Raw genomic sequence first — 22,055 nt, 5'->3', positions numbered from 1 at the left:
GATTCTAGAGCTTAATTCCAAAAATAATCGAGACTTTTAGTAAATTCGCGCATGGAAAATGCAGAATGGTATGTGAATTGGTTTAATTCTCCTTATTATCATTTACTGTATAATAACCGAAACTACACCGAAGCCAATTTTTTTATTGATAACCTCTGCAATAATTTAAAACTTGTACCAGATTCAACTATCTGGGATCTCGCTTGCGGTAAAGGACGCCACTCAATTGCCTTAAACAAAAAGGGATTTCATGTGATAGGCACAGACCTATCTGTTAATAGCATTACTGAAGCTTCAAAGTGTATAAATCTTACACTTGAATTTTTTGTGCACGATATGCGTCAGCCGTTTAAAGTAAATTATTTTGACGCTGTTTTTAATTTGTTTACCAGCATTGGTTATTTCAAAGATGTTAATGATAATAGCGAAGTTTTTAAAAACGCGGAACTAGCTTTGAAAAAAGATGGCGTTTTTGTGATAGATTTTTTTAATTCAAATAAAGTAATAAGTTCTTTTAAATCAGAATATCACGAGCAAAGAGGAGAGATAGCTTTCGAAATAAAAAAGAAAATTGAAAATAATGCAATTATCAAACACATTGAGTTTAATGAAAACGGAAAAAATTTTTATTTCGAAGAAACGGTATCATTGTTACAAAAAACCGATTTTGAAAATTTCGCAAAGGAGTCTGGTTTAAAACTAGAAAAATGTTACGGAAACTATCAACTCGACCCATTCGACGAAAAAACATCTGACAGATTAATTTTAATATTTAAAAAATAATTTTGTGAATCCACTCATCGCAATACTCTGCTTAATGGCGCCAATACTTCTTACAGGAACTATTGCCTTTAAAATTTCTATCCAACAAACACGCTTACGTTTAATTTTGGCTTTTAGTGCTGCATATCTTTTTGCACTTTCTATTATGCACATGCTGCCTGAAGCTTTCGCAAATTCAAATGTGAAACTTGTTGGCTTGTTTATTGTGTTAGGTTTTGTGTTACAATTACTGATAGATACATTTAGTACGGGTATAGAACATGGGCATGTTCATTTGCATAGCAGTGCTTGTAAAAAACATTTACCATACGGTATTATAATTGGACTTTTACTCCATTCTTTTTTAGAAGGACTTCCAATCTACGATCCAACATCTCCTCAAAATTCAAACATCAATTACCAATTAATTTTAGGATTAGCTATTCATAACCTTCCTATTACCATAGCTTTTGTTTCACTTTTAAAAGAACACGAAACCAGTCGCAAAAATTGGCTGTTACTTATTTTATTTTCTCTTATGACACCGCTAGGGTATATGAGTAGTTATACATTGCAATCGTTTGGTCTTAATAACTATGAACTATATAGTCAGGCCGCTTTTGCTTTGGTAATTGGAATTTTTCTCCATATTTCAACCGCTATTTTATTTGAAACCAGTGATCAGCACAAATACAATATAAGAAAAGTTGTTGTTATGGCTGGTGGCATTATTTTGGCCTATATTATTAGTTAATGCAAGGACCTACCTATTTTGTCGATGTAATTGTTCCCTTAAGTGTTCCGAATAAATACACTTACAGGGTACCTAATGAACTGAATAAAGAAATAGAAAAAGGCAAACGCGTGTTAGTTCAGTTTGGAAAAACTAAAATTTACACGGGCATTATTTATCAGATCCATGAAAAAGCTCCTAAAGAATACGAAGCAAAATACATTGAAGCCGTTCTGGATGAAGCTCCAATTGTAACTGAAATTCAATTAACTTTCTGGGTCTGGATTTCTTTTTATTACTGCGCAAATCCAGGAGACGTAATGAATGCCGCTTTGCCATCGGGATTAAAATTAAGCAGCACATCTCACATTCAACTAAATCCTGATTTTAATTTTGAAGAAATTGAACACAGGTTTTTTACAGATCGCGAACACATTGTAATTGATGCTTTGCATGTAACGCCCAATTTGAGTTTTGAAAATCTTTCCGAAATATTGGAAGTAAAATCTGTTCAACCAATTATTCATAAACTCCTTAAGAAAAATGCCATTGTTGTTTACGAAGATGTAAAAGATAAATACAAACCTAAATTACAAACATTCATAAAACTTAGCCCAGAATATAATGAAGAGTCTAAGCTACAGGAAACATTAAACACTTTAGAAAAGAAAGCGTTTAAACAAGCCGAGGCATTGATATACTTTTTACACCTGCAACAAATTAAAAGTGAAGCAACGAACGAATGGATAAAAAAGTCCGAGCTGCTTAAAAAGATTGATAATGTGGCTATAAATGCTTTGGTAAAGAAAACCATTTTTATTGAAGATTCTTTTGAAGTCGGGCGTTTATTATTTGAAAAGAGCCTTGCGGTTAACAAAAAATTGAGTACACAGCAAGAGTCCACTTACAATGCTACGGTTAAAGCCTTCGAGAAAAATAAAACAGTATTGCTTCATGGTGTTACTGGCAGTGGAAAGACCGAGATCTATATTCAACTGATTAAAGATACGCTTGCTAAAAACAAGTCCGTTCTTTTTTTAATCCCTGAAATCGCATTAACCACACAACTAATTACACGTTTACGAGCTGTGTTCGGTGAAATTGTTGGAGTGTATCATTCACGCTTTAGTGAAAATGAGAGGGTAGAGATTTGGAATAATGTTTTAAGTCAGAAGTCAAAAGTCGAAAGTCTTGAGTCAACTGTTGACGGTGTAGATGAAAATAAAGGAAATCAGTATAAAATAATTCTTGGGGCACGTTCGTGTTTGTTTTTGCCATACAACAACTTGGGTTTAATTATTATTGATGAAGAACACGATAATTCGTTTAAACAGTATGACCCGGCCCCACGTTACCATGCAAGGGATGCAGCATTGTATCTTTCAACGCTGCATCAAGCAAATGTTTTATTAGGAAGTGCTACTCCCTCCATTGAAAGTTTTTTTAACACGCAACAAGGCAAGTACGAATTGGTAAAATTAGAAAATCAATTTGTTTCCGGTGGAGGAACCGCTATTGAAGTATGTGATGTAAATCATTACACCGGCAGTAATCAAATGAAAGCCAGTCTAACTCCACCTTTATTTGATGCCATTGAAAATGCTCTTGCAAAAAAACAGCAAGTTATTTTATTTCAAAACAGAAGAGGCTTTGCGCCTTATACCGAATGCAAACAATGCGGACACGTGCCTCACTGCATTCAATGTGATGTTTCATTGATCTATCACAAACACAGTCAGAAATTAATTTGCCACTATTGCGGTTATTCTGTTACGCCACCTAAAACCTGCTCTGCCTGCGGGAGCAATCAGTTGCATTACAAAGGTATGGGTACCGAAAAAATAGAAGAGGACATTGAAATACTTTTTCCGAATGCGAAAATTGCGCGAATGGATTTAGATAGTACACGCAGCAAATATGCCTACAAACAATTAATCGATGATTTTGAAGGTGGCAACATCGACATATTAATTGGAACTCAAATGGTAACCAAAGGGCTAGATTTTGAGAATGTAAGCGTTGTAGGCGTTTTAAATGCGGATTCTCTTTTAAATTTTCCCGACTTCCGTTCTTTTGAAAAAGCATTTCAAATGCTTACTCAGGTGAAAGGACGAGCCGGGAGAAACAACGAAATTGGAAAAGTATTTATTCAAACCACTCAAATAGAGCATCACGTAATTAAATACATTACCGAAAACAGAATTGACGCGTTTTTTTCTGAGACGCTCGCCGAGCGCCAACAGTATAATTACCCGCCTTTCTCACGTCTGTTTGAAGTTACTTTAATTTCCAAGGATGTGAATGAAATAAATCATTTAGCTATGGAATTATTTGTTTTGCTAAAACCGACTTTTGGCGATCAAATTCTCGGCCCCGAATTTCCGTTAATTTCAAAAATTAAAAACCAATACCACAAACACGTTTTAATAAAAGCCTCTAAACAACAATCTGCTACTTCTGTAAGAGAGACGATTTATGCAGCACTCAATAATCTTCAAAACAATTATAAGAATTGGCGGTATCGCGTTTCAATTGATGTAGATCCTGTATAATGCTCTAGATGTATTGAAATCAAGCAGATAGCAGATAAATAATTAAAATTGAGTATCTTTGCGCCTCGAACATGAAAACAAAAACGCTTAAGAAAAACAAAGTAAATGTAGTTACACTCGGGTGCAGTAAAAACCTGGTGGACAGTGAAGTATTAATGGGGCAGTTAAAAGCCAATAAATTTGATGTGGAGCACGAGGGAATGAGTGATGATCACCAAATTGTTATCATTAACACCTGTGGATTTGTAGACAACGCCAAACAAGAAAGTATTGATACTATTTTAAGATATGTAGAAGCTAAAAAACAAGGCGCAGTTGAAAAGGTCTATGTGACGGGCTGTTTAAGCGAGCGCTATAAAAAAGATTTGGAAATTGAAATTCCTGAAGTGGACGCTTATTTTGGAACACGCGAACTCCCAAAAATTTTAAAAACATTAAAAGCAGATTATAAACACGAATTGGTTGGAGAACGTTTATTGACAACTCCTCAACATTACGCTTATTTTAAAATTAGTGAAGGTTGTGATCGTCCTTGTAGTTTCTGTGCCATTCCTTTGATGCGCGGGAAACATATTAGCGTAGCACAAGAAGAATTAGTAGCTCGCGCTAAAACACTTGCCAGTAAAGGCACTAAAGAATTATTACTCATAGCTCAAGACCTTACATATTACGGTTTAGATATATATAAGAAACGCGAACTGGCGAGTTTACTTGATAAAATAAGTGATGTAGAAGGAATTGATTGGATTCGTTTGCATTATGCCTTTCCAAGTGGTTTTCCAATGGAAGTACTAGATGTAATGAAAGCCAAAGCAAATGTGTGTAATTATTTAGACATGCCTTTGCAACATATTAGCGACAACATGCTTAGTAGTATGCGCCGCGGTATTACGAAACAAAAAACAATCGACGTGGTAAATCAGATTCGTGATAAAGTTCCAGGCATTGCCATCAGAACTACTTTAATAGCTGGGTACCCAGGTGAGACTGAAAAGGATCATGAAGAGATGTTACGTTGGGTTGAGGAAACAAAATTTGAACGTCTTGGCATCTTCACCTACTCTCATGAAGAAAACACACATGCGCATTTATTAAAAGACGATGTATCTGAAAAAATAAAACGCAAACGTGCTGATGCAGTAATGGCCTTGCAACAAGACATTTCTTACAAACTCAATCAGCAAAAAGTCGGTAACATATATAAAATTTTAGTAGATCGTAAAGAAGGCGAATTTTTTATTGGCCGTACAGAGTTTGATAGCCCTGATGTAGATAACGAAGTGCTTGTTAAAGCCGATAATGAAACTTATTTACGCGTTGGCGATTTTGCTACCGTAAAAATCTATGAGGTGAGTGACTTTGATTTATACGGATCGTTAGTTTAGCTTTACACCTCTTTAACTGTATTTGCAACTGATCTGTATGTTTAATAATCATGGCAATTTTTATTGTTTTACAAGTTTGAGCCTTCTGTTTTTCAAAATTTAATTAACCTTTCCGAATCTGCAGCCACTATAGCTTTGATTCAAATTTACTTGCACTAAAAGAGAATTGTAAATAACCAGGAGCGCTCTAATTAAACTCTTTTTATGATTGAGTTTTGAACCTCTTATAATTTTAACAGCATAGAGACACAAGAACCTTTGAAATGGAACAATCTGCTTAGGACTTAAAATAGTTCAGCCAAAATAAGATGTTTTTAACGCTTTAATTAAGGCAATTATCAAACATTCGTTGATACTCTCTTTTAAAATGGTTATTTTTGAAGGAGATAATGTCTAGAAAAAAAATATTAAGAGCACAATCAATGGCCATGTGGAGTAATCCGGAAATGCAAAATGGACAAGGTTAAACGGAACACGTTCCCGTTTAAAATTATACACCATCCATTTTACATAATAATAAAGAACGATTCAATTTTATTATCATCATTAAAAAAATTACAATGGCAACAAAAGAAATTAAAAACGTAGAATACGGTTTAGAAAAAATATTTGAAGGGGCGCAGGATTTTCTTCCTTTATTAGGAACAGATTATGTAGAGTTTTATGTTGGAAATGCAAAACAAGCGGCGCATTATTATAAAACAGCTTTTGGTTATCAATCTTATGCATATGCAGGATTGGAAACTGGTTTGAAAGACCGTACCTCTTATGTATTAAAGCAGGATAAAATCCGTTTGGTTTTAACGACTGCATTAAAAAGCGATTCACCCATTGGTGAGCACGTAAAAAAACATGGCGATGGGGTAAAAGTTATCGCACTTTGGGTGGAAGATGCACGTAAGTCTTTCGAAGAAACAGTAAAACGAGGAGCTAAACCTTTTATGGAACCCACGGTAGAAAAAGATGCACATGGTGAAGTGGTGCGTTCAGGAATTTATACTTATGGCGAAACCGTTCATATGTTTGTTGAGCGTAAAAATTACAAAGGAACTTTTTTACCAGGATTCGTTGAATGGAAAAGCGATTACAATCCAGCTCCGGTTGGTTTAAAATTCATCGATCACATGGTAGGAAATGTAGGTTGGAATCAAATGAATGCCACCGTTAAATGGTACGAAGAGGTAATGGGTTTTGTAAACTTTTTAAGTTTCGACGACAAACAAATTACAACCGAATACTCAGCATTAATGAGTAAAGTAATGAGTAATGGTAATGGCCGAATTAAATTCCCTATTAACGAACCAGCAGAGGGAAAGAAAAAATCGCAAATCGAAGAGTATATTGATTTTTATGAAAGTGCCGGCGTGCAGCATTTAGCATTGGCTACCGACGATATTATTAAAACGGTTGCGGAATTAAAAGCACGCGGCGTAGAGTTTTTGCCACCACCACCACAAGCTTATTATGATGATATTCCGAGACGCCTTGGTGTTCACATGGAAATTATGAAAGAAGATATTAAAGAGCTTCAACGTTTGTCAATTTTAGTGGATGCTGACGAAGAAGGTTATTTATTACAAATTTTTACCAAACCTGTTGAAGACCGTCCGACTTTATTTTACGAAATCATTCAACGTATGGGAGCCAAAGGATTTGGCGCTGGTAACTTTAAAGCTTTGTTTGAATCTATAGAAAGAGAGCAAGCGCTAAGAGGAACTTTGTAAGCAGACATTAATTTGTAATTTTAAAAACGGAGACTTAGGTCTCCTTTTTTTTGGATGTGTTTTTACGGCTAAAATGCTCTAAGATAAATTCAAGTGACTAAGCGCATTAATGGTTTTATAATCCGGAAACACTAATTTATTTTCAAAATAAGTATATACATTTGAAAAAATATAAAGTCAAGCAATTCCATTCAAATGAAAAAAGCACTACTACTTTTTTTTATTTTAAATATTCAAAAGAGTTTCTCGCAACCCAAAACAGGCTTAATCCTAAGAGAGGAAGGATCCGCAGAGGGTTATGTTTTATTTGCACCACTTTTTTCTAAAACCACGTACCTAATTGATAAGTTTGGAAAACAAGTGCATACTTGGCAAAGCTCTAAACGCCCTAATCAGTCAGTTTATTTACTGCCAAATGGCCAACTACTAAGAACAACGAACGATTCAACTGGAAGTTTTTCAGGTGGCGGCGGCGGCATTGAAAAATTAGATTGGAATAGCAAGATAATATGGTCTTACAGAATTTCAGATTCAACACAACGTCAACATCACGATATTTGTCCTTTACCAAATGGAAATATTTTGGTTTTGGTTTGCGATAAAAAAAGTCCTGAACAATCAATCACCAAGGGCCGTGATCCCAAATTACTTGGCGAAAGTGTGTGGAGTGAAAAAATTATCGAGCTGAAACCAAAAGGGAAAAACTCAGCTGAAATAATATGGGAGTGGTACGTATGGGATCATCTTGTTCAGGATTTTGATTCCACAAAGGAAAATTACGGAAACGTTTCAAAAAACCCACAGCTATTCAATATTAATTATCTGGCATCCAAAAGTGAAGACTGGTTGCATTTTAATTCTATCGCCTACAACAACGAATTAAAACAAATACTTGTTAGTAATCGAAATTTTAATGAAGTGTTTATTATTGAACATGGTAAAAAAAACGAAAGCAGATCTCATTCGGGTGGTCAGTATCGTAAAGGTGGAGATTTGTTATACCGTTGGGGAAATTCACAGGCCTACAATTATGGGGACGTTGAGGATCAGAAACTCTACAAACAACATAGTGCTCACTGGATTGCAAAAGGGCTGAAAGATGAAAATAAAATAATGATCTTTAATAACGGTTTGGAAAGACCAGCTGGTGATTTTTCAAGCGTGGAAATAATTGAACCTATTTTCGATAACAATACAAATTATAAATTCGAAAAAGATTTTGGTTATTTACCGGATACACTAAATTGGATATATACTGCAGATCCTCAAACTATCTTCTATTCAAGAAATGTATCAAATGCACAACGTTTATATAACGGTAACACACTTATTTGCGAAGGGGCGAATGGCGTGTTTTTTGAAATTGATAGCGCTCAAACAATTGTGTGGAAGTATGTGAGCCCTGTAACAGCAAGCGGTGTGGTTAGTAGTACTGCAAACATTAGTCAGAATCAAGTATTTCGATGTAGTTTTTACCAAGGTAATTATTCAGGTTTTAAAAAACATAAGCTCATCTCTGGTAAAGAAATTGAATTAAATTCCGGTAAATAATAACTTAATTTTTAACTTCTAATGACATTTTGTGAAACGGAGATGTTAAATCTTTTGGGTAAGTGCTTACGTTATCTAAAAATTTAGATTTTTTTTTATACACTTGCTACACAACTAACATACAAAATCACAACATGAAAAAAAAATACACAAACTATGGAATCAGCCTTTTCCTGTTCTTTGCCTTTAAGGCAGCAGCGCAGATATCGGGTATTGTCACTGTCAATAGTGGAGCCCCTACAGGCGGAACAAATTATCAAACATTTAATGCTTTAAGAACAGCTTTAGTAACTTCGGGTATTTCAGGAAATCTTACTGTGAATGTTGTCGCTAATAGCGGGCCTTACAATGAGCAGGTTGATTTTCCCGCAATTGTGGGTGTAAACGCTGGAAGCACCATTACCGTTAACGGTAACGGCTGTCTCTTAACCTTTAATTCTTCAAATTCTGGTCAACCATGGACTTTGGGATTAAATGGTGCTGATTACATGACCTTTAATAGTTTGTATATTGAAGCATTAGGGTCAACGTATGCTTTAGCGTGCCATTTGTGGAATGCGGCAGATAACAATGCTTTTAATACATGTACTATTACTGCACCAAGTTCTGGCAGTTCAAGTTCGCAGATACCGCTTTCAATTTCGGGTAATGCTACAGGACCTACCACAACAGGGAATTGCGGCAATAATAATAATTTTACATCTTGCGTAATTGAGGGAGGTTATTACGGTGTTACCATATATGCCTTAACTGCTTCGCCTTTTAACACGGGAAATAACATTATTAATTGTACTATACGCGATTTTTTTGCTTATGGAATTATTAACGCATACCATAGAAATTTTATTCTTTCTGGTAATACAATCGAACGTCCTAATCAAAGTATAACCACAACGTGTGTTGGTATATACCTGAGTACACAATCGTACAGTGTTTTGGTTGAACGTAATTTAATTCACAAATTATTTGAAAACGCGCCAGGAACAACAGGTACTACTTATGGAATGTACCTTTCAACTTCAGTTACTGGTAGTATAAATATAATTCGAAACAATATTGTTTCGGTGACTAAAACAAACGGCACAATTTACGGCTTGTATCTACCTACTGGTAATTACAATAATGTACTTCACAATACCGTTTCTATTGGAGACGCTTATACAAGTGGAACAGGTGCTATAAGAGGTATTTATTCAACTGGAGGAACATCAACTAGTATCAATAATAACATCGTAAGCATTACTCATCCGGGCACCGGCGCAAAGTATTGTTTGTATTATACAATTGCAACTACCGTGTCAAACTATAATGACCTATATATGAATAGTGGTGGTACAACAAATTATATTGGATACTATACCGCCAACCAAACAACAATGCTCAATTGGCAGGCAATTAACTCGGGAGCCTTTGATCAGGCGAGTTGGAGCGTTAACCCATTATTCGCATCACCACCCTTTGGTAATTTCACCCCAGGTTCGAACGCACTTAATAATGTGGGATTAAATTTGGGTCTTGGAAATGATTTTTATAACGCATCAAGAGGCAGTACTCCTGATCCAGGCGCCATAGAGTTTTATAATACCGCGTGTACTGGAGCTCCTTCGACAGGAGCTGTTATTGCTCCGTCAGGAACTTTATGCCCTGGGAGTTCTGTTGTATTGGGAATTCCAAGTAACTATAATTCTTCAGGATTGTCTTTTCAATGGCAAACCTCAAATCAATCAGCCTTTGGCCCGTTCACCACGGTTGCTACCGCCACAAACCAATACATTGTAACACCACCAATAAATAGCCAGGTTTGGTATAGTGCAGTGGTAACATGTGTTGGCGGAACTTCAATCGCATTAGCTTCTGGACAACTTTCTGTGGTACCTACTACAACAAGCTCTGTACCCTATTTTGAGGGTTTTGAGGGAATTGCGAGTAATAATAAGTTACCAAACTGTAATTGGGCTGTCAGTAATTTAGCTAATTGCCAAACATATACAGGCCCCGTAAACTCGAATAGAGTAGCGCATTCTGGCAACAAATACGCTGCTTTTTATTATAGTCCTTCAGGAACAAGTTATTTTTATTCAAATGGCATACAGCTTTTTGCCGGCATTACGTATTCTGCATCTATGTGGTATATCGCTGGTTTTTCCAATTATCCTGATTGGGCTAACCTTTCTATGTCAATCGGACCAAATCAGTCGCCAACAGGTTTAGTTCCAGTTGCCACTCAGGCAGGTAACCTTACAAACTCATCTTATGCCGCCTTGTCAAATACATTTCAAGTAACAAATTCTGGAATTTATTACGCAGCCATTAAAGTGTCAACCCAATCTGGTTATGGTTATTTCCCTTATTTTGCTTGGGATGATTTGTCAATCACTATTCCTTGTGCTTTGAATCCAGTTTCTGTAACTGTTGGGAGTTCAACAAATGTTATTTGTGCTGGCGAAGATGTAACAATTATTGCGAGTGGTGCTAATTCTTATCTTTGGAGTGGTGGTCAAACTTCTTCTTCTATTACAGTTACACCGAGTTCAAACAGTAGTTATGCTGTAACTGGCACAAGCACATTAACGGGTTGTTCAAGTCAAGGCCCTTCTCAATTAATTACTGTAAATCCAACTCCGATTATTTCTATTGTTGCAAATAATGCTGTGAGTTGCCCTGGCCAAGCTATTGCTCTGCAAGCGGTTGGTAACGCCGATACTTTCGCGTGGTCTAATAGCTCTACAGCCCAAGTCATAGTTGTAAATCCAACTGCTTCAACAAGCTACTCCGTATTAGGAACAAATGTTTACGGGTGTATTAAACAAGCTATTTATAATGTGACCGTAAATATTTCACCTACTATAACAGCAAGTTATCAAAGCGAAATTTGTCAGGGTGAGATGGCTACATTAAGTGCTAGCGGTGCTGTAAGTTATGTATGGACTTCTAATTCAAGTTATTTGCCAGTGAACCCCGCAATTGTTTCACCAAACATTTCAACTATTTATACTGTAACTGGAACAGATAACAATGGCTGTACGGCAAAAGCAGTCGCAGTAATTCAAGTTGATCCATGTGTTGGCATCAAACAAACAAATCCTTTAAGTAACACAATAAAAGTATATCCTAATCCTGCAAGCACAGAGTTTAATATAGAGCTCGGAAAAGGTTCAATACAAAATATCGAGGTTACTGATATTGCTGGACGTATTATTATGAAAGTTAATAGCGGTCAAGTAAAAACTACTTTAGATATCAGTTCGTTGTCTAAAGGAGTGTATTATGTGAAGATTCAAACAAATGAAAATTCAATCGAAGCAATCAAAATGATTAAGCAGTAAGCTATAAAAATTATTTTATAAAAGGCCTCCATTAGTTGGAGGCTTTTTTATTTAAATAAAATTGTTATTTCAACAATAGGTTTAATGTATTTATATCTTTATACTTTTTGAATATGTGTTTTACAAAAAGAATAATTTTACTTTTTCTTATTACAATTTACCTGAGTGCTAATGCACAAAAACAAACAGGGTTAATAAAACAAACAACGCAGTCAACCAACGGATATGTTTTATTTGCTCCGCTATATTCTAAAACTACTTATTTAATTGATAAGTGTGGAAATGAAATCCATTCATGGAAAAGTAAATATATTCCAGGCCAATCCGTTTATCTTTTACCTAACGGGAGCTTATTAAGAACTTGCACCGATTCTGTACCTACGTTTGCAGGTGACGGTGGCAAAATAGAAAAACTTGACTGGAATAGTAAGGTTCTTTGGCAATACAGCTTGTCAAATAAAAGGGAAAGACGACATCATGATGTTTATCCCATGCCAAACGGAAATGTTTTAATGCTTGTTTGGGAAAAGAAGTCGCGAGAAGAAGCTATTAAAGCGGGCAGAGACTCAATGTATGCTGGTGAAGGATTATGGAACGAGAAAATTATTGAACTAAAGCCTGTGGGTACAAATTCAGCCATTGTAGTTTGGGAATGGAGTGTCTGGGATCATTTAATTCAGGATGTAAATACTAACGGTTTACATTATGGTGTTATTTCAGAAAACCCACAATTAATAAACATTAATTACTCAACAGCTTCGGTTCCAGATTGGTTGCATTTTAATTCAGTTGTATTTAACCCAGCCATCAACCAAATTCTGGTGAGTAATCGAAATTTCGGCGAACTATTTATTATTGATCATAGCACTACAATAAAGCAAGCAGCATCGCATAGCGGCGGATTAAGGAATAAGGGTGGCGATCTATTATATCGCTGGGGTAATCCTGAATCGTACAATCAAGGTTCGGTAGTTGACAAAAAATTATTTAATCAACACAGTGCTTTTTGGATAGCCAATGGATTGAAAGATGCAGGAAAGATTATGGTGTTCAATAATGGCTTAGATAGACCCGGTGGTCAATATTCAAGTGTTGAGGTTATCGTTACACCAATTAATAAGAACGGTACTTATGATCTTACAAAAGGAAAAGCTTTTTTACCTGATGATGCGGAGTGGAAATATAGCGATAGCATACCAGTTAATTTTTACTCTCGTAATGTTTCTAGCGCGCAACGTTTATCAAATGGCAACACTTTAATATGCGAAGGTGCAAATGGCAAGTTTTTTGAAATTGATAAAACAAACAAAATAGTTTGGACTTATATTAATCCTGTGTCAGGTAATGGTATTATAAAGGAAACAAAAGAGAACTCACGTAATCAAGTATTCCGTTGTACACTTTATGAACCAAACTACAGTGGGTTAAAATCGCATTTACTTACTCAAGGCAAACCGCTTGTGTTAGATTCTTTGATTCCTCCGTGTCAAATAAAAGGTGATATTAAGTTAAAGCAAACTGGGAAATAAAATTTATTCCAGAATAATTTTTTTGTAAATCAAACCATCTCCTTCTTTCACAATACTTATATAGTAAATGCCACGAGCAAAATCTTTTAAGTCCAATTCAAAGCCTTCTTGATTAAAAGTGTAATTAAAGTTTAAGTGTTTACCAAGATTATCATCAATAAAAACTTTTTTAATGTTTTCTCCTTTAATAAAAATATATTTATCTGGCGTTGGATTTGGAAAAACAGTGATTGTTTGATTTTCTGAATTGTTTGCTATTCCGGTTGTATTTGTCGGAACAATACCTGAAATCACAATATTATCAAGCACGGCATAACCTCCGTTTACAAGCTCTGCTTCAAAAATAAACTTTACAGCAGCCCCGCTAATCGAAGAAATAGCGTGGGTACAAGCATACCAGTTTATATTTATTGAATCGAGTGGTGGAACATAATCACTACCGTAAGTTATCGTATAGGTAGTTGTTGTATTAAACCCGCTTCCCCAACGCGCCAAAAATTGTGGACCTGCTCCTGCATCGTAATAAAGAGCTAAGTCTGGACCTACAAAATTATTTGCGACAGATGCGAACTGAAAGCTGACCGTTAAATTGGTCACGGCGTTCAAATTCAAAGTTGGTGTAGCAACGTTAACTGTTATAGAGTTTGAATTGGCTTCATAGGCGTAAAAGCAGCCGCTTCCCCCTGTGCCAAGGTTTGAACTATAGCTCCAACTACCTGGAGGGCTTTGATTCCAATTTAGAGGCATGCCCAAATTAAAATTTTCATTTAAAATCTGACTCTTTCCTTTAAACCCAGTTACGGTTATTAGACTAAACAGAATTAGTGTGTGGTATAAATTTTTCATAGTTCTTGCGATCTAAATAGTAACGCTTATTCAAATTTAGTGTATTAATCATTTAAACGGTTGTACTAAGCAATGAGAAAATTGCAGTTTTCAATTGTCAACTTCTATTTTAACCTGTTAAAGTCACGCCGTTTCCTTTTCTTTAACCAAGCCATGCGCTGCAATAAATTCATCGTACTCTTGCGAAAATAATTTTTTAGCATGATGCTGTTTTTGATTTCGGATATATTGAAAAACCCGCTCCAATTGTGATTCGCTTACCGAAAAGGCTCCATAGCCGTCTTGCCACGAAAATTTAAATTGCGTTAAATCATTTTTGTTAATCCAATGCGAAGTATTTCCTTTCACCTGTTTCACAACGTCTGCAATTGTCATGCGTGGGTTGTGTAGGAATAACAAATGCACATGATCTGACATGCCATTTATAATGCGAACCGGACAACCCAGTTCTATTAATTGTTCGCGCATATGATCGTGAATTTGTCTTTCAACACGTGGTTCAATTAAAGGCAATCTACATTTCGTAGAGAATACAACATGCAACCAAATTTTGTAATAGGATTGTGGCATAATGAGTTTTTTGATTTATGCGGCGCAATCCTTGCGAATTGATGAAACGTTGTGAAGGGTAAAACCCGTTTGTTATATTGCCATGATAAAATTACATCATGAATAAAAATTCCCTTGCCATGAATTGTAGCATTTGTAATAAACCGTTAAAACGGTTTTGGTTGTGCACCATATCCATTCATTGCGTTGGGATTAATCCCAACGCAATGAATGGAATACCCGCGACCCGAAATGGTTTTAACCATTTACACCACAATAATGCATATATCAATAATCGTATTTGCAATTAAACCGTTAAAACGGTTTTCCAAAACCAATACCCTTCATAGTGTGAGGGATTTATCCCTCACACTATGATGCGCAACACCTAAACACAGAATGGTTTTAACCATTTGCTAAACGTGTTAACGTGAAATTGGAATTGTATTTTTTTGAATTAGTGAAATTCAAAAGGCAGAAATTTATTTAAGGTTACTATTAATTTTGAGTATCCTCTGTTTTTGCTAATATTTCAATGCCAGAATTGGTCGGTACGGATTCTACTTTTTTATCTGCTTTAATCTTTTCTTTTTTCTTATTTGCTTTTACTATTTTCCTTTTTGCCTCTTCAGATTCTTCACCTGTTAAAATTTCTCGTTTTATAACGTCAGTTGTTAGAACAGATCTAATCTCATCATTCGTTACTTTAATATCTGGATAAATTTGTTTCAATTCTTTTTTCAAGGTGTTTAGAATAGAATCTTCGCATAAAAGATTGCCAATCATAAATCTGTTGGTTGCTTGCTTCTGTGTAAAATAATCATCCAATGAAGATTTTGAAACAGCTTCTTTACACAATAGAAATATTTTTTCAATATCTTCATTTGCTTTCGGCCTTAGTTTCAGAAAATCTACGTCACAAACCAAAACATTTTGAATTGGCTTAGAGAAAATAACCTTATAAACTCTCCAATTCACGGAATTCGTGAGAATCACCCATTCAATACCCTTGTTTGCAGCATAATCAACAACTTGTTTTACGTGCGGTTCCTTTAATTCTATGCCAATTGCTTTTGCTTCAATAAGAAGCGAAAGTTTTCCGTCGATCTTTAGGGCTAAATCACAGTAAGTCCCTCTAATCGCTAATTCTGTGGTAATATCAAGATATTTATCGTAACCCAAAATTTCAGAAAGTATTCCTGTCAGCATTACAACCGTGTCAGATTCACTAACATCTCTAATTTTAGCCGATTCTACTATTGGTTGGAAACGTTTTAAGCCTTCTGAAATTCGGCTGTGAATTTTTTGGGTAATTGTTGCCATGAAAATTATTTTGATAATTAAAGGTAAGAAAAGATATTTATCATCCAAATTCCAATGTATAAATACGTATTGACAACAGTCTTAGATTTATAAATATTTCACAAAAAGGGTTTGTTTTAAAGTCGTAATTTTATGTTAGTAACGTCTTTATAACGCATTGCACTGATAGTCAATCTGAACTTTGGTTTGTTTATAAACCGTTTATTTTTTTAACTCAAAGAATATAGTTTGTTTTATCTTTGACGTATAAAATGAAAAAGACTAGACTCAAAAGTAAATGAACTTTTTATTGTCTAGCCTTTTCTCTCGAGGTGGCCTTAAGAACTAAGTTGACTAATGAAATCAACTTCGCTCCACACCTCTTAAGATCTAAGCGTAGATTTATTCTACGCTTTTTTTATTTAATTGCTTAAAAAAGCCTCTCATTCAATGAGAGGCTTTTATCAAGTTTATTATTTATTACGACCCACACGCCTCACAATCCTCCGGATTATCCAGAGAACAGCTTAACTGCGCTTGTTTTTCTTCAAAGCTTAACACATGCGATTGTCCACGATCTACCAATAGCTGATCTTCGTTTCCTAACACAAATGTAGGTTGGCTTAAAGCTGCTTGATCTACTGTAAACTTAATGGCATCAGCCGCTGCTTTAGTACGTAAATAATACATACCAGTTTTTAAACCTTTTTTCCAGCTATAGAAATGTGCCGAACTCATTTTAGCGAAGTTTGCATCTTGAATAAATAAATTCAACGATTGCGATTGATCGATAAATGCTCCACGGTCGGCGGCCATATCAATAATGGTACGTTGTTTAATTTCCCAAACTGTTTTGTAAAGTTCTTTAATGTTGGCAGGAATTTCAGGAATTCCTTGCACCGAACCGTTCGCCGCAATGATTTTGTTTTTTAAACCTTCGTTCCAGATACCTAATTTCACTAAGTCACGTAATAAATGTTTGTTTACTACTACAAACTCACCACTCAATACACGACGTGTATAAATGTTGCTTGTATATGGCTCAAAACATTCGTTGTTACCTAAAATTTGCGATGTACTTGCTGTTGGCATTGGTGCTAACAATAAACTGTTACGAATTCCGTATTTCATGATTTCTTCACGCAATACATCCCATTCCCAACGTGGACTAGCTTTTACATTCCACATGTCGTGTTGGAAAATTCCTTTTGAAACCGGTGAACCAGGGTATGTTTCGTAAGCACCATCAATTTTTGCAAGATCTTTACTAGCCGTTAAAGCAGCAAAATACATCGTCTCAAAAATCTCTGAATTTAATTTTTTCGCTTCATCACTTTCAAAAGGATAACGCATTAAAATAAACGCATCGGCCAAACCTTGCACACCAAGGCCAATAGGACGGTGACGCATGTTCGAATTACGCGCTTCAGGAACCGGGTAATAATTACGGTCGATGATTTTATTTAAGTTTAACGTAGCTTGATAAGTGATCTCAAATAATTTATCGTGATCAAATGTTCCTTCTTTCTCATCCACAAAACGTGGTAATGCAAGAGAAGCTAAGTTACATACGGCAACCTCATCTTTGCTGGTGTACTCAATAATTTCGGTACATAAGTTAGAAGATTTAATGGTACCTAAATTTTGTTGATTTGATTTGGAGTTAGCCGCATCTTTAAACAACATGTACGGATTACCGGTTTCAATTTGTGCTTCAATAATGGCTGCCCATAATTCACGCGCTTTAATTTGTTTACGGAATTTCCCTTCGCTTTCGTATTTAGTATACAGTGTTTCAAATGCTTCGCTGTGGCAATCGCTTAAGCCTGGGCATTCGTTTGGACACATTAAGCTCCAATCACCTTCCGCTTCTACACGCTTCATAAATAAATCAGGAATCCAAAGTGCAGTAAATAAATCACGTGCACGCATTTCTTCCTTACCGTGATTTTTACGAATATCTAAAAACTCATAAATATCTGCATGCCATGGCTCTAAATACACTGCGATAGAACCTTTACGTTTTCCACCACCTTGATCGACATAACGTGCAGTTTCATTGTACACTTTTAGCATTGGAATAATTCCGTTGCTGGTTCCATTAGTTCCTTTAATATAAGAGCCAGTTGCACGTACATTGTGAATATTGATACCAATACCACCAGCGCTTTGAGAAATCTTCGCGCATTGTTTTAATGTATCGTAAATACCATCAATGCTATCGTCTTTTACTTGTAATAAAAAGCAAGAGCTCATTTGCGGCTTGGGAGTACCCGCGTTGAATAAGGTTGGCGTAGCATGTGTAAACCAACGCTCGCTCATTAAATTGTAAGTTCTTAATGCCGCTTCAATATCGTTTTTATGAATTCCAACTGCTACACGCATGATCATGTGTTGAGGGCGTTCTGCAACACGGTTGTTCATCTTAAGCAAATAAGAACGTTCTAAGGTTTTAAACCCAAAATAATCGTAACCAAAATCTCTGTCATAAATAATAGAAGAATCCAACGTGTGTGCATTTTCCATTACTATTTTATAAACGTCCTCTGCAATCAGAGAAGCGTTTAACCCATTTTTGGGATCAATATAATGATATAAGGACTCGATCGTCTTCGAAAAAGACTTAATCGTGTTCTTATGTAAATTACTTACTGCGATACGCGACGCTAATTGCGCGTAATCGGGATGGCGGGAAGTTAGTCCCGCAGCTGTTTCAGCAGCTAGATTATCTAGCTCACTGGTGGTTACACCATCATAAACACCGTCAATCACCTTCTTTGCAACAAGAATTGAATCAACGTGCATTGGCTCTAGGCCATAGCTAAGTTTTTGAATACGAGCGGTAATTTTATCGAATTTTACCGACTCTCTGGTGCCATCTCTTTTTAATACAAACATACGCCTTTGGTTTTTTTAGTTTTTGAGTTATTTTAGTTACTACAAGGTACTTTCAAATTATTCTTTTCCTGTCTTAAGTTTTTTAATGTTTCCAACTTTCATCGGTTAATTAATATTCCTGTATTTTTTCCTACCTTTTAGGGGCTAAAATTCCCTTGCTAGACCGCGTCTTGCCTACATAAAGGTACGATAATACAGGGGGTTATTTAACCGACTACTGTTAAAAATCTAGAAGTCTTCGTCGAGGTTAAATATGTTATTCTCTTCTTTATTATTCATTACACCCGCTTTCTGATATTCCGCTACGCGTTTCTCAAAAAAGTTGGTTTTGCCTTGCAACGAGATCATTTCCATAAAATCAAATGGATTAACAGCATTGTAAAGCTTATCGCAGCCCAATGACAAAAGTAATCTGTCAGCGCAAAACTCAATGTATTGACACATTAAGTCTGAATTCATTCCTATTAATTTAACCGGTATAGCGTCTACCACAAATTTTTTCTCAATGCTAACCGCATCGGCAATAATTTTAGCTACCTGTTCCTTTGGTAATTGATGTTTCACGTGTGAAGTATATAATAAACACGCAAAATCGCAATGCAGGCCTTCGTCACGGCTTATTAATTCGTTGCTAAAAGTTAAACCTGGCATCAAACCACGTTTTTTAAGCCAAAAAATCGAGCAGAAAGATCCAGAGAAGAAAATACCTTCTACAGCCGCAAAGGCAATAAGTCTTTCAGCAAAAGAGCCATTATTAATCCAACGAATCGCCCAGTCTGCCTTCTCCCCAACACAAGGAACCGTGTCAACAGCGTGAAGCAAATGGTCTTTTTCAACAGGATCTTTAATATAAGTGTCTATTAATAAGGAGTAAGTTTCTGAGTGGATATTCTCCATCATAATCTGAAAGCCATAAAAACAACGGGCTTCAGGATATTGAACCTCATTAAGGAAGTTAATGGCAAGGTTTTCGTTCACAATACCATCACTGGCAGCAAAAAACGCTAAAACATGCTTTATAAAGTGTTTCTCGTTATCATTCAGCTTATTATTCCAATCAGTACTATCCGAAGCAAGGTCAATTTCCTCAGCGGTCCAAAAACTCGCCTCGGCTTTTTTATAAAATTCCCAGATGTCTTTATATTTGATCGGGAAGAGTACGAATCTGTCCTTATTTTCGACGAGTATTGGTTCTGTCATAGTTTAAATGCTTTATTTATTTCCGTTTGTTAATCTTTTCTTAATCTCCTGTTACAAATAAAAATAAAAATAAGGCCAATAGATAGACAAATGAATTAACAGCGGGGCTAAGTTTTAAACATTATCAAAATGTTGACAATACGTGATAACCTATGATTAGCTTGATTTACAGCAATCTAATAAATTTAAAAAAAAAATTAGAAAAACAGGTTGTATGAATGGAAAGTATTTTTATGGGGAATGTTTTGCCATTGTAAAAATGTGTTTGTGAGCACTGCGAATGCCTGATTTTTAGCATTTTTTTCTTCCATTTTTTCTCCTACATTTAGGTTCTTAGAATCTAAAACGAAACTTTTAGCATTTTTTTACGTTAAACTGAAACACTCAACTAAAACTCATGTCTTCTCCTGACTTGATATCAGCCATTCAAAAGAATGATATAACCGCTAAAAAAGAGGTATTTCATCTTTATTACGGAAAATTAGCTGCCATAGCTAACAGGTATTGTAAAAACCAGCAGCAGGCAGAAGAAGTGTTGAACCTTGGATTTAATTCCTGTTTTGAAAAGCTACAAAATATGCGTAATTCTAAAGTCCCGACTTTAGATACTTTTTTTGAGAAAGAGTTTATTCTGGAATGCGTTGCTTACGTTAAAAGTATTCGCAGCGAATACTATGTTTCAAGCACGGTTTATGCCACTGATAATGCAACTTCTAAAAACTACAATTTATTTGAAAACAATGAGGTGATTGATTTTAATCATTTAGATACTGAAACACTGGTAAGAAGCCTGCAGCAAATGGTGCCCTCACAACGCCTTATTTTTAACCTTCATGTGATTGAAGGACATAGTTTATCTGAAGCGGCAGCTATTTTGGAATCTAGCGAAGAAACCGTAAAGAGTAATTTAGAAAAAGCAAGATTTAATTTTCAGAAGAATATTGAAAAAAGTTTAAAACAGATAAAGGCATGAGTAACCATTTTACCTACGAAATAGATGAAAGGCACCTGCGTACGCAGCTAAAAGAGGCCACTGTTGCAGTAAGCGAAGAAGCCTGGGAAAAATTTGAAACCTTCACCGATTCAATAGTCAGCGATCATCGTGAGAACAGGTTTGCCAACCTTAATTTTACCATGAACAGAAACATTGTTCTTCCATCTGTATTTGGTATCATAATAATTATTTTTTCTTTCCTTCTAGTTAATTTTGTGAGTATAAAGACTTCAGTTAAGGAAAAGTCGGAGAGTCCAGAAACTGACGCTGTTACTATGAACTCTGAAGAGCCTAAGCAAGCTGAAAAAAAAGCACTCCCAGTTTTAGTAAAAAAAGCTAAGCCGGAAATTGAGTCAGTTCAGGCGGTTTCACAAAACGAGGATCTTATAAAGGAAGAAAAAGCAATTGTCGTGGTTGAAACTCCTAAAGAACTTTCTAAACAAGAATCTAATTCCAACTCTACAGTTGCAAATTTAGTGCCTGCAATAACAAATCCTGCGTCCGCAGTAAATAGTTCTGAAACAACAATAGATAGTGTTGCAAATGCAGCCGCAGACGAAGAGGCAAAGGCCAAAAGAAGAGCAAAACGTCGCGCCGAGGCCGTTGAAACACAAAAGCTTCAGGAAATTCGTCCTACCCCTGTTATGGAAGAGCGAGATGTCGAAATAAGGCCAAACTAATCCAGTTTCTTTATTACTCGTTTT

General features: G+C 35.7%; 15 protein-coding genes. 10 read left to right on the top strand and 5 right to left on the bottom strand.

Going from position 1 to position 22,055, the window contains the following annotated elements; genetic code table 11:
• Positions 1-51: 51 nt before the first annotated feature.
• The 8 genes from P2086_RS02130 (at position 52) to P2086_RS02095 (ending at position 13,562) form a co-directional block, all read left to right on the top strand.
• Positions 52-783 (top strand): class I SAM-dependent methyltransferase, encoded by a 732-nt coding sequence (locus P2086_RS02130; protein ID WP_317898783.1) that lies wholly within the window; start codon positions 52-54, stop codon positions 781-783.
• Positions 784-787: 4 nt separating this feature from the next.
• Positions 788-1,516, top strand: a complete 729-nt coding sequence (locus P2086_RS02125; RefSeq protein WP_317898782.1) for a ZIP family metal transporter — start codon at positions 788-790, stop codon at positions 1,514-1,516.
• Positions 1,516-4,047, top strand: a complete 2,532-nt coding sequence (gene priA, locus P2086_RS02120) for a replication restart helicase PriA (RefSeq protein WP_317898781.1) — start codon at positions 1,516-1,518, stop codon at positions 4,045-4,047. Before P2086_RS02125 ends, priA begins: the two co-directional genes overlap by 1 nt.
• A gap of 71 nt (positions 4,048-4,118) precedes the next feature.
• Positions 4,119-5,432 carry a 30S ribosomal protein S12 methylthiotransferase RimO gene (gene rimO / locus P2086_RS02115; protein ID WP_317898780.1) on the top strand — a complete coding sequence of 438 codons (1,314 nt, stop codon included), beginning with the start codon at positions 4,119-4,121 and terminating at the stop codon, positions 5,430-5,432.
• Positions 5,433-5,992: 560 nt separating this feature from the next.
• Entirely contained in the window at positions 5,993-7,156 is a 1,164-nt protein-coding gene (hppD, locus tag P2086_RS02110; protein WP_317898779.1) for a 4-hydroxyphenylpyruvate dioxygenase, read from the top strand.
• Positions 7,157-7,351: 195 nt separating this feature from the next.
• The gene (locus tag P2086_RS02105) at positions 7,352-8,707 is read left to right on the top strand and encodes an aryl-sulfate sulfotransferase (protein WP_317898778.1); all 1,356 of its coding nucleotides are present in this window, start codon (positions 7,352-7,354) and stop codon (positions 8,705-8,707) included.
• Positions 8,708-8,841: 134 nt separating this feature from the next.
• Positions 8,842-12,033 (top strand): T9SS type A sorting domain-containing protein, encoded by a 3,192-nt coding sequence (locus P2086_RS02100; protein WP_317898777.1) that lies wholly within the window; start codon positions 8,842-8,844, stop codon positions 12,031-12,033.
• 113 nt (positions 12,034-12,146) lie between these two features.
• On the top strand, positions 12,147-13,562 hold the full coding sequence (locus P2086_RS02095; protein WP_317898776.1) for an aryl-sulfate sulfotransferase: 1,416 nt from the start codon (positions 12,147-12,149) through the stop codon (positions 13,560-13,562).
• A 3-nt stretch (positions 13,563-13,565) separates the two neighbouring features.
• On the opposite strand, the gene P2086_RS02090 is transcribed toward P2086_RS02095, so the two are convergent.
• The 5 genes from P2086_RS02090 to P2086_RS02070 form a co-directional block, all read right to left on the bottom strand.
• Entirely contained in the window at positions 13,566-14,408 is an 843-nt protein-coding gene (locus P2086_RS02090) for a T9SS type A sorting domain-containing protein (protein WP_317898775.1), read from the bottom strand.
• Between the two features lie 123 nt (positions 14,409-14,531).
• A complete protein-coding gene (gene tnpA, locus P2086_RS02085; protein WP_317898774.1) occupies positions 14,532-14,978 on the bottom strand; it encodes an IS200/IS605 family transposase in 447 nt (148 codons plus the stop codon).
• A gap of 477 nt (positions 14,979-15,455) precedes the next feature.
• A complete protein-coding gene (locus P2086_RS02080) occupies positions 15,456-16,280 on the bottom strand; it encodes a type I restriction enzyme HsdR N-terminal domain-containing protein (RefSeq protein WP_317898773.1) in 825 nt (274 codons plus the stop codon).
• 459 nt (positions 16,281-16,739) lie between these two features.
• On the bottom strand, positions 16,740-19,157 hold the full coding sequence (locus P2086_RS02075; protein WP_317898772.1) for a ribonucleoside-diphosphate reductase subunit alpha: 2,418 nt from the start codon (positions 19,155-19,157) through the stop codon (positions 16,740-16,742).
• A 228-nt stretch (positions 19,158-19,385) separates the two neighbouring features.
• Positions 19,386-20,357, bottom strand: coding sequence for a ribonucleoside-diphosphate reductase small subunit (locus P2086_RS02070; protein WP_317898771.1), 972 nt, complete (start codon positions 20,355-20,357; stop codon positions 19,386-19,388).
• Positions 20,358-20,754: 397 nt separating this feature from the next.
• Between P2086_RS02070 and P2086_RS02065 the strand changes: the two genes are divergently transcribed.
• Both P2086_RS02065 and P2086_RS02060 read left to right on the top strand, forming a co-directional pair.
• Positions 20,755-21,330 carry an RNA polymerase sigma factor gene (locus P2086_RS02065; protein WP_317898770.1) on the top strand — a complete coding sequence of 192 codons (576 nt, stop codon included), beginning with the start codon at positions 20,755-20,757 and terminating at the stop codon, positions 21,328-21,330.
• Complete coding sequence (locus P2086_RS02060) at positions 21,327-22,031, top strand: hypothetical protein (RefSeq protein WP_317898769.1); 705 nt, start codon at positions 21,327-21,329, stop codon at positions 22,029-22,031. The genes P2086_RS02065 and P2086_RS02060 overlap by 4 nt, the downstream gene beginning before the upstream one ends.
• Positions 22,032-22,055: the final 24 nt, after the last annotated feature.

The sequence above is a fragment of the Aurantibacillus circumpalustris genome, assembly GCF_029625215.1.
Taxonomy (GTDB): domain Bacteria; phylum Bacteroidota; class Bacteroidia; order B-17B0; family Aurantibacillaceae; genus Aurantibacillus; species Aurantibacillus circumpalustris.
This window is presented reverse-complemented; position numbering and strand designations above follow the sequence as displayed.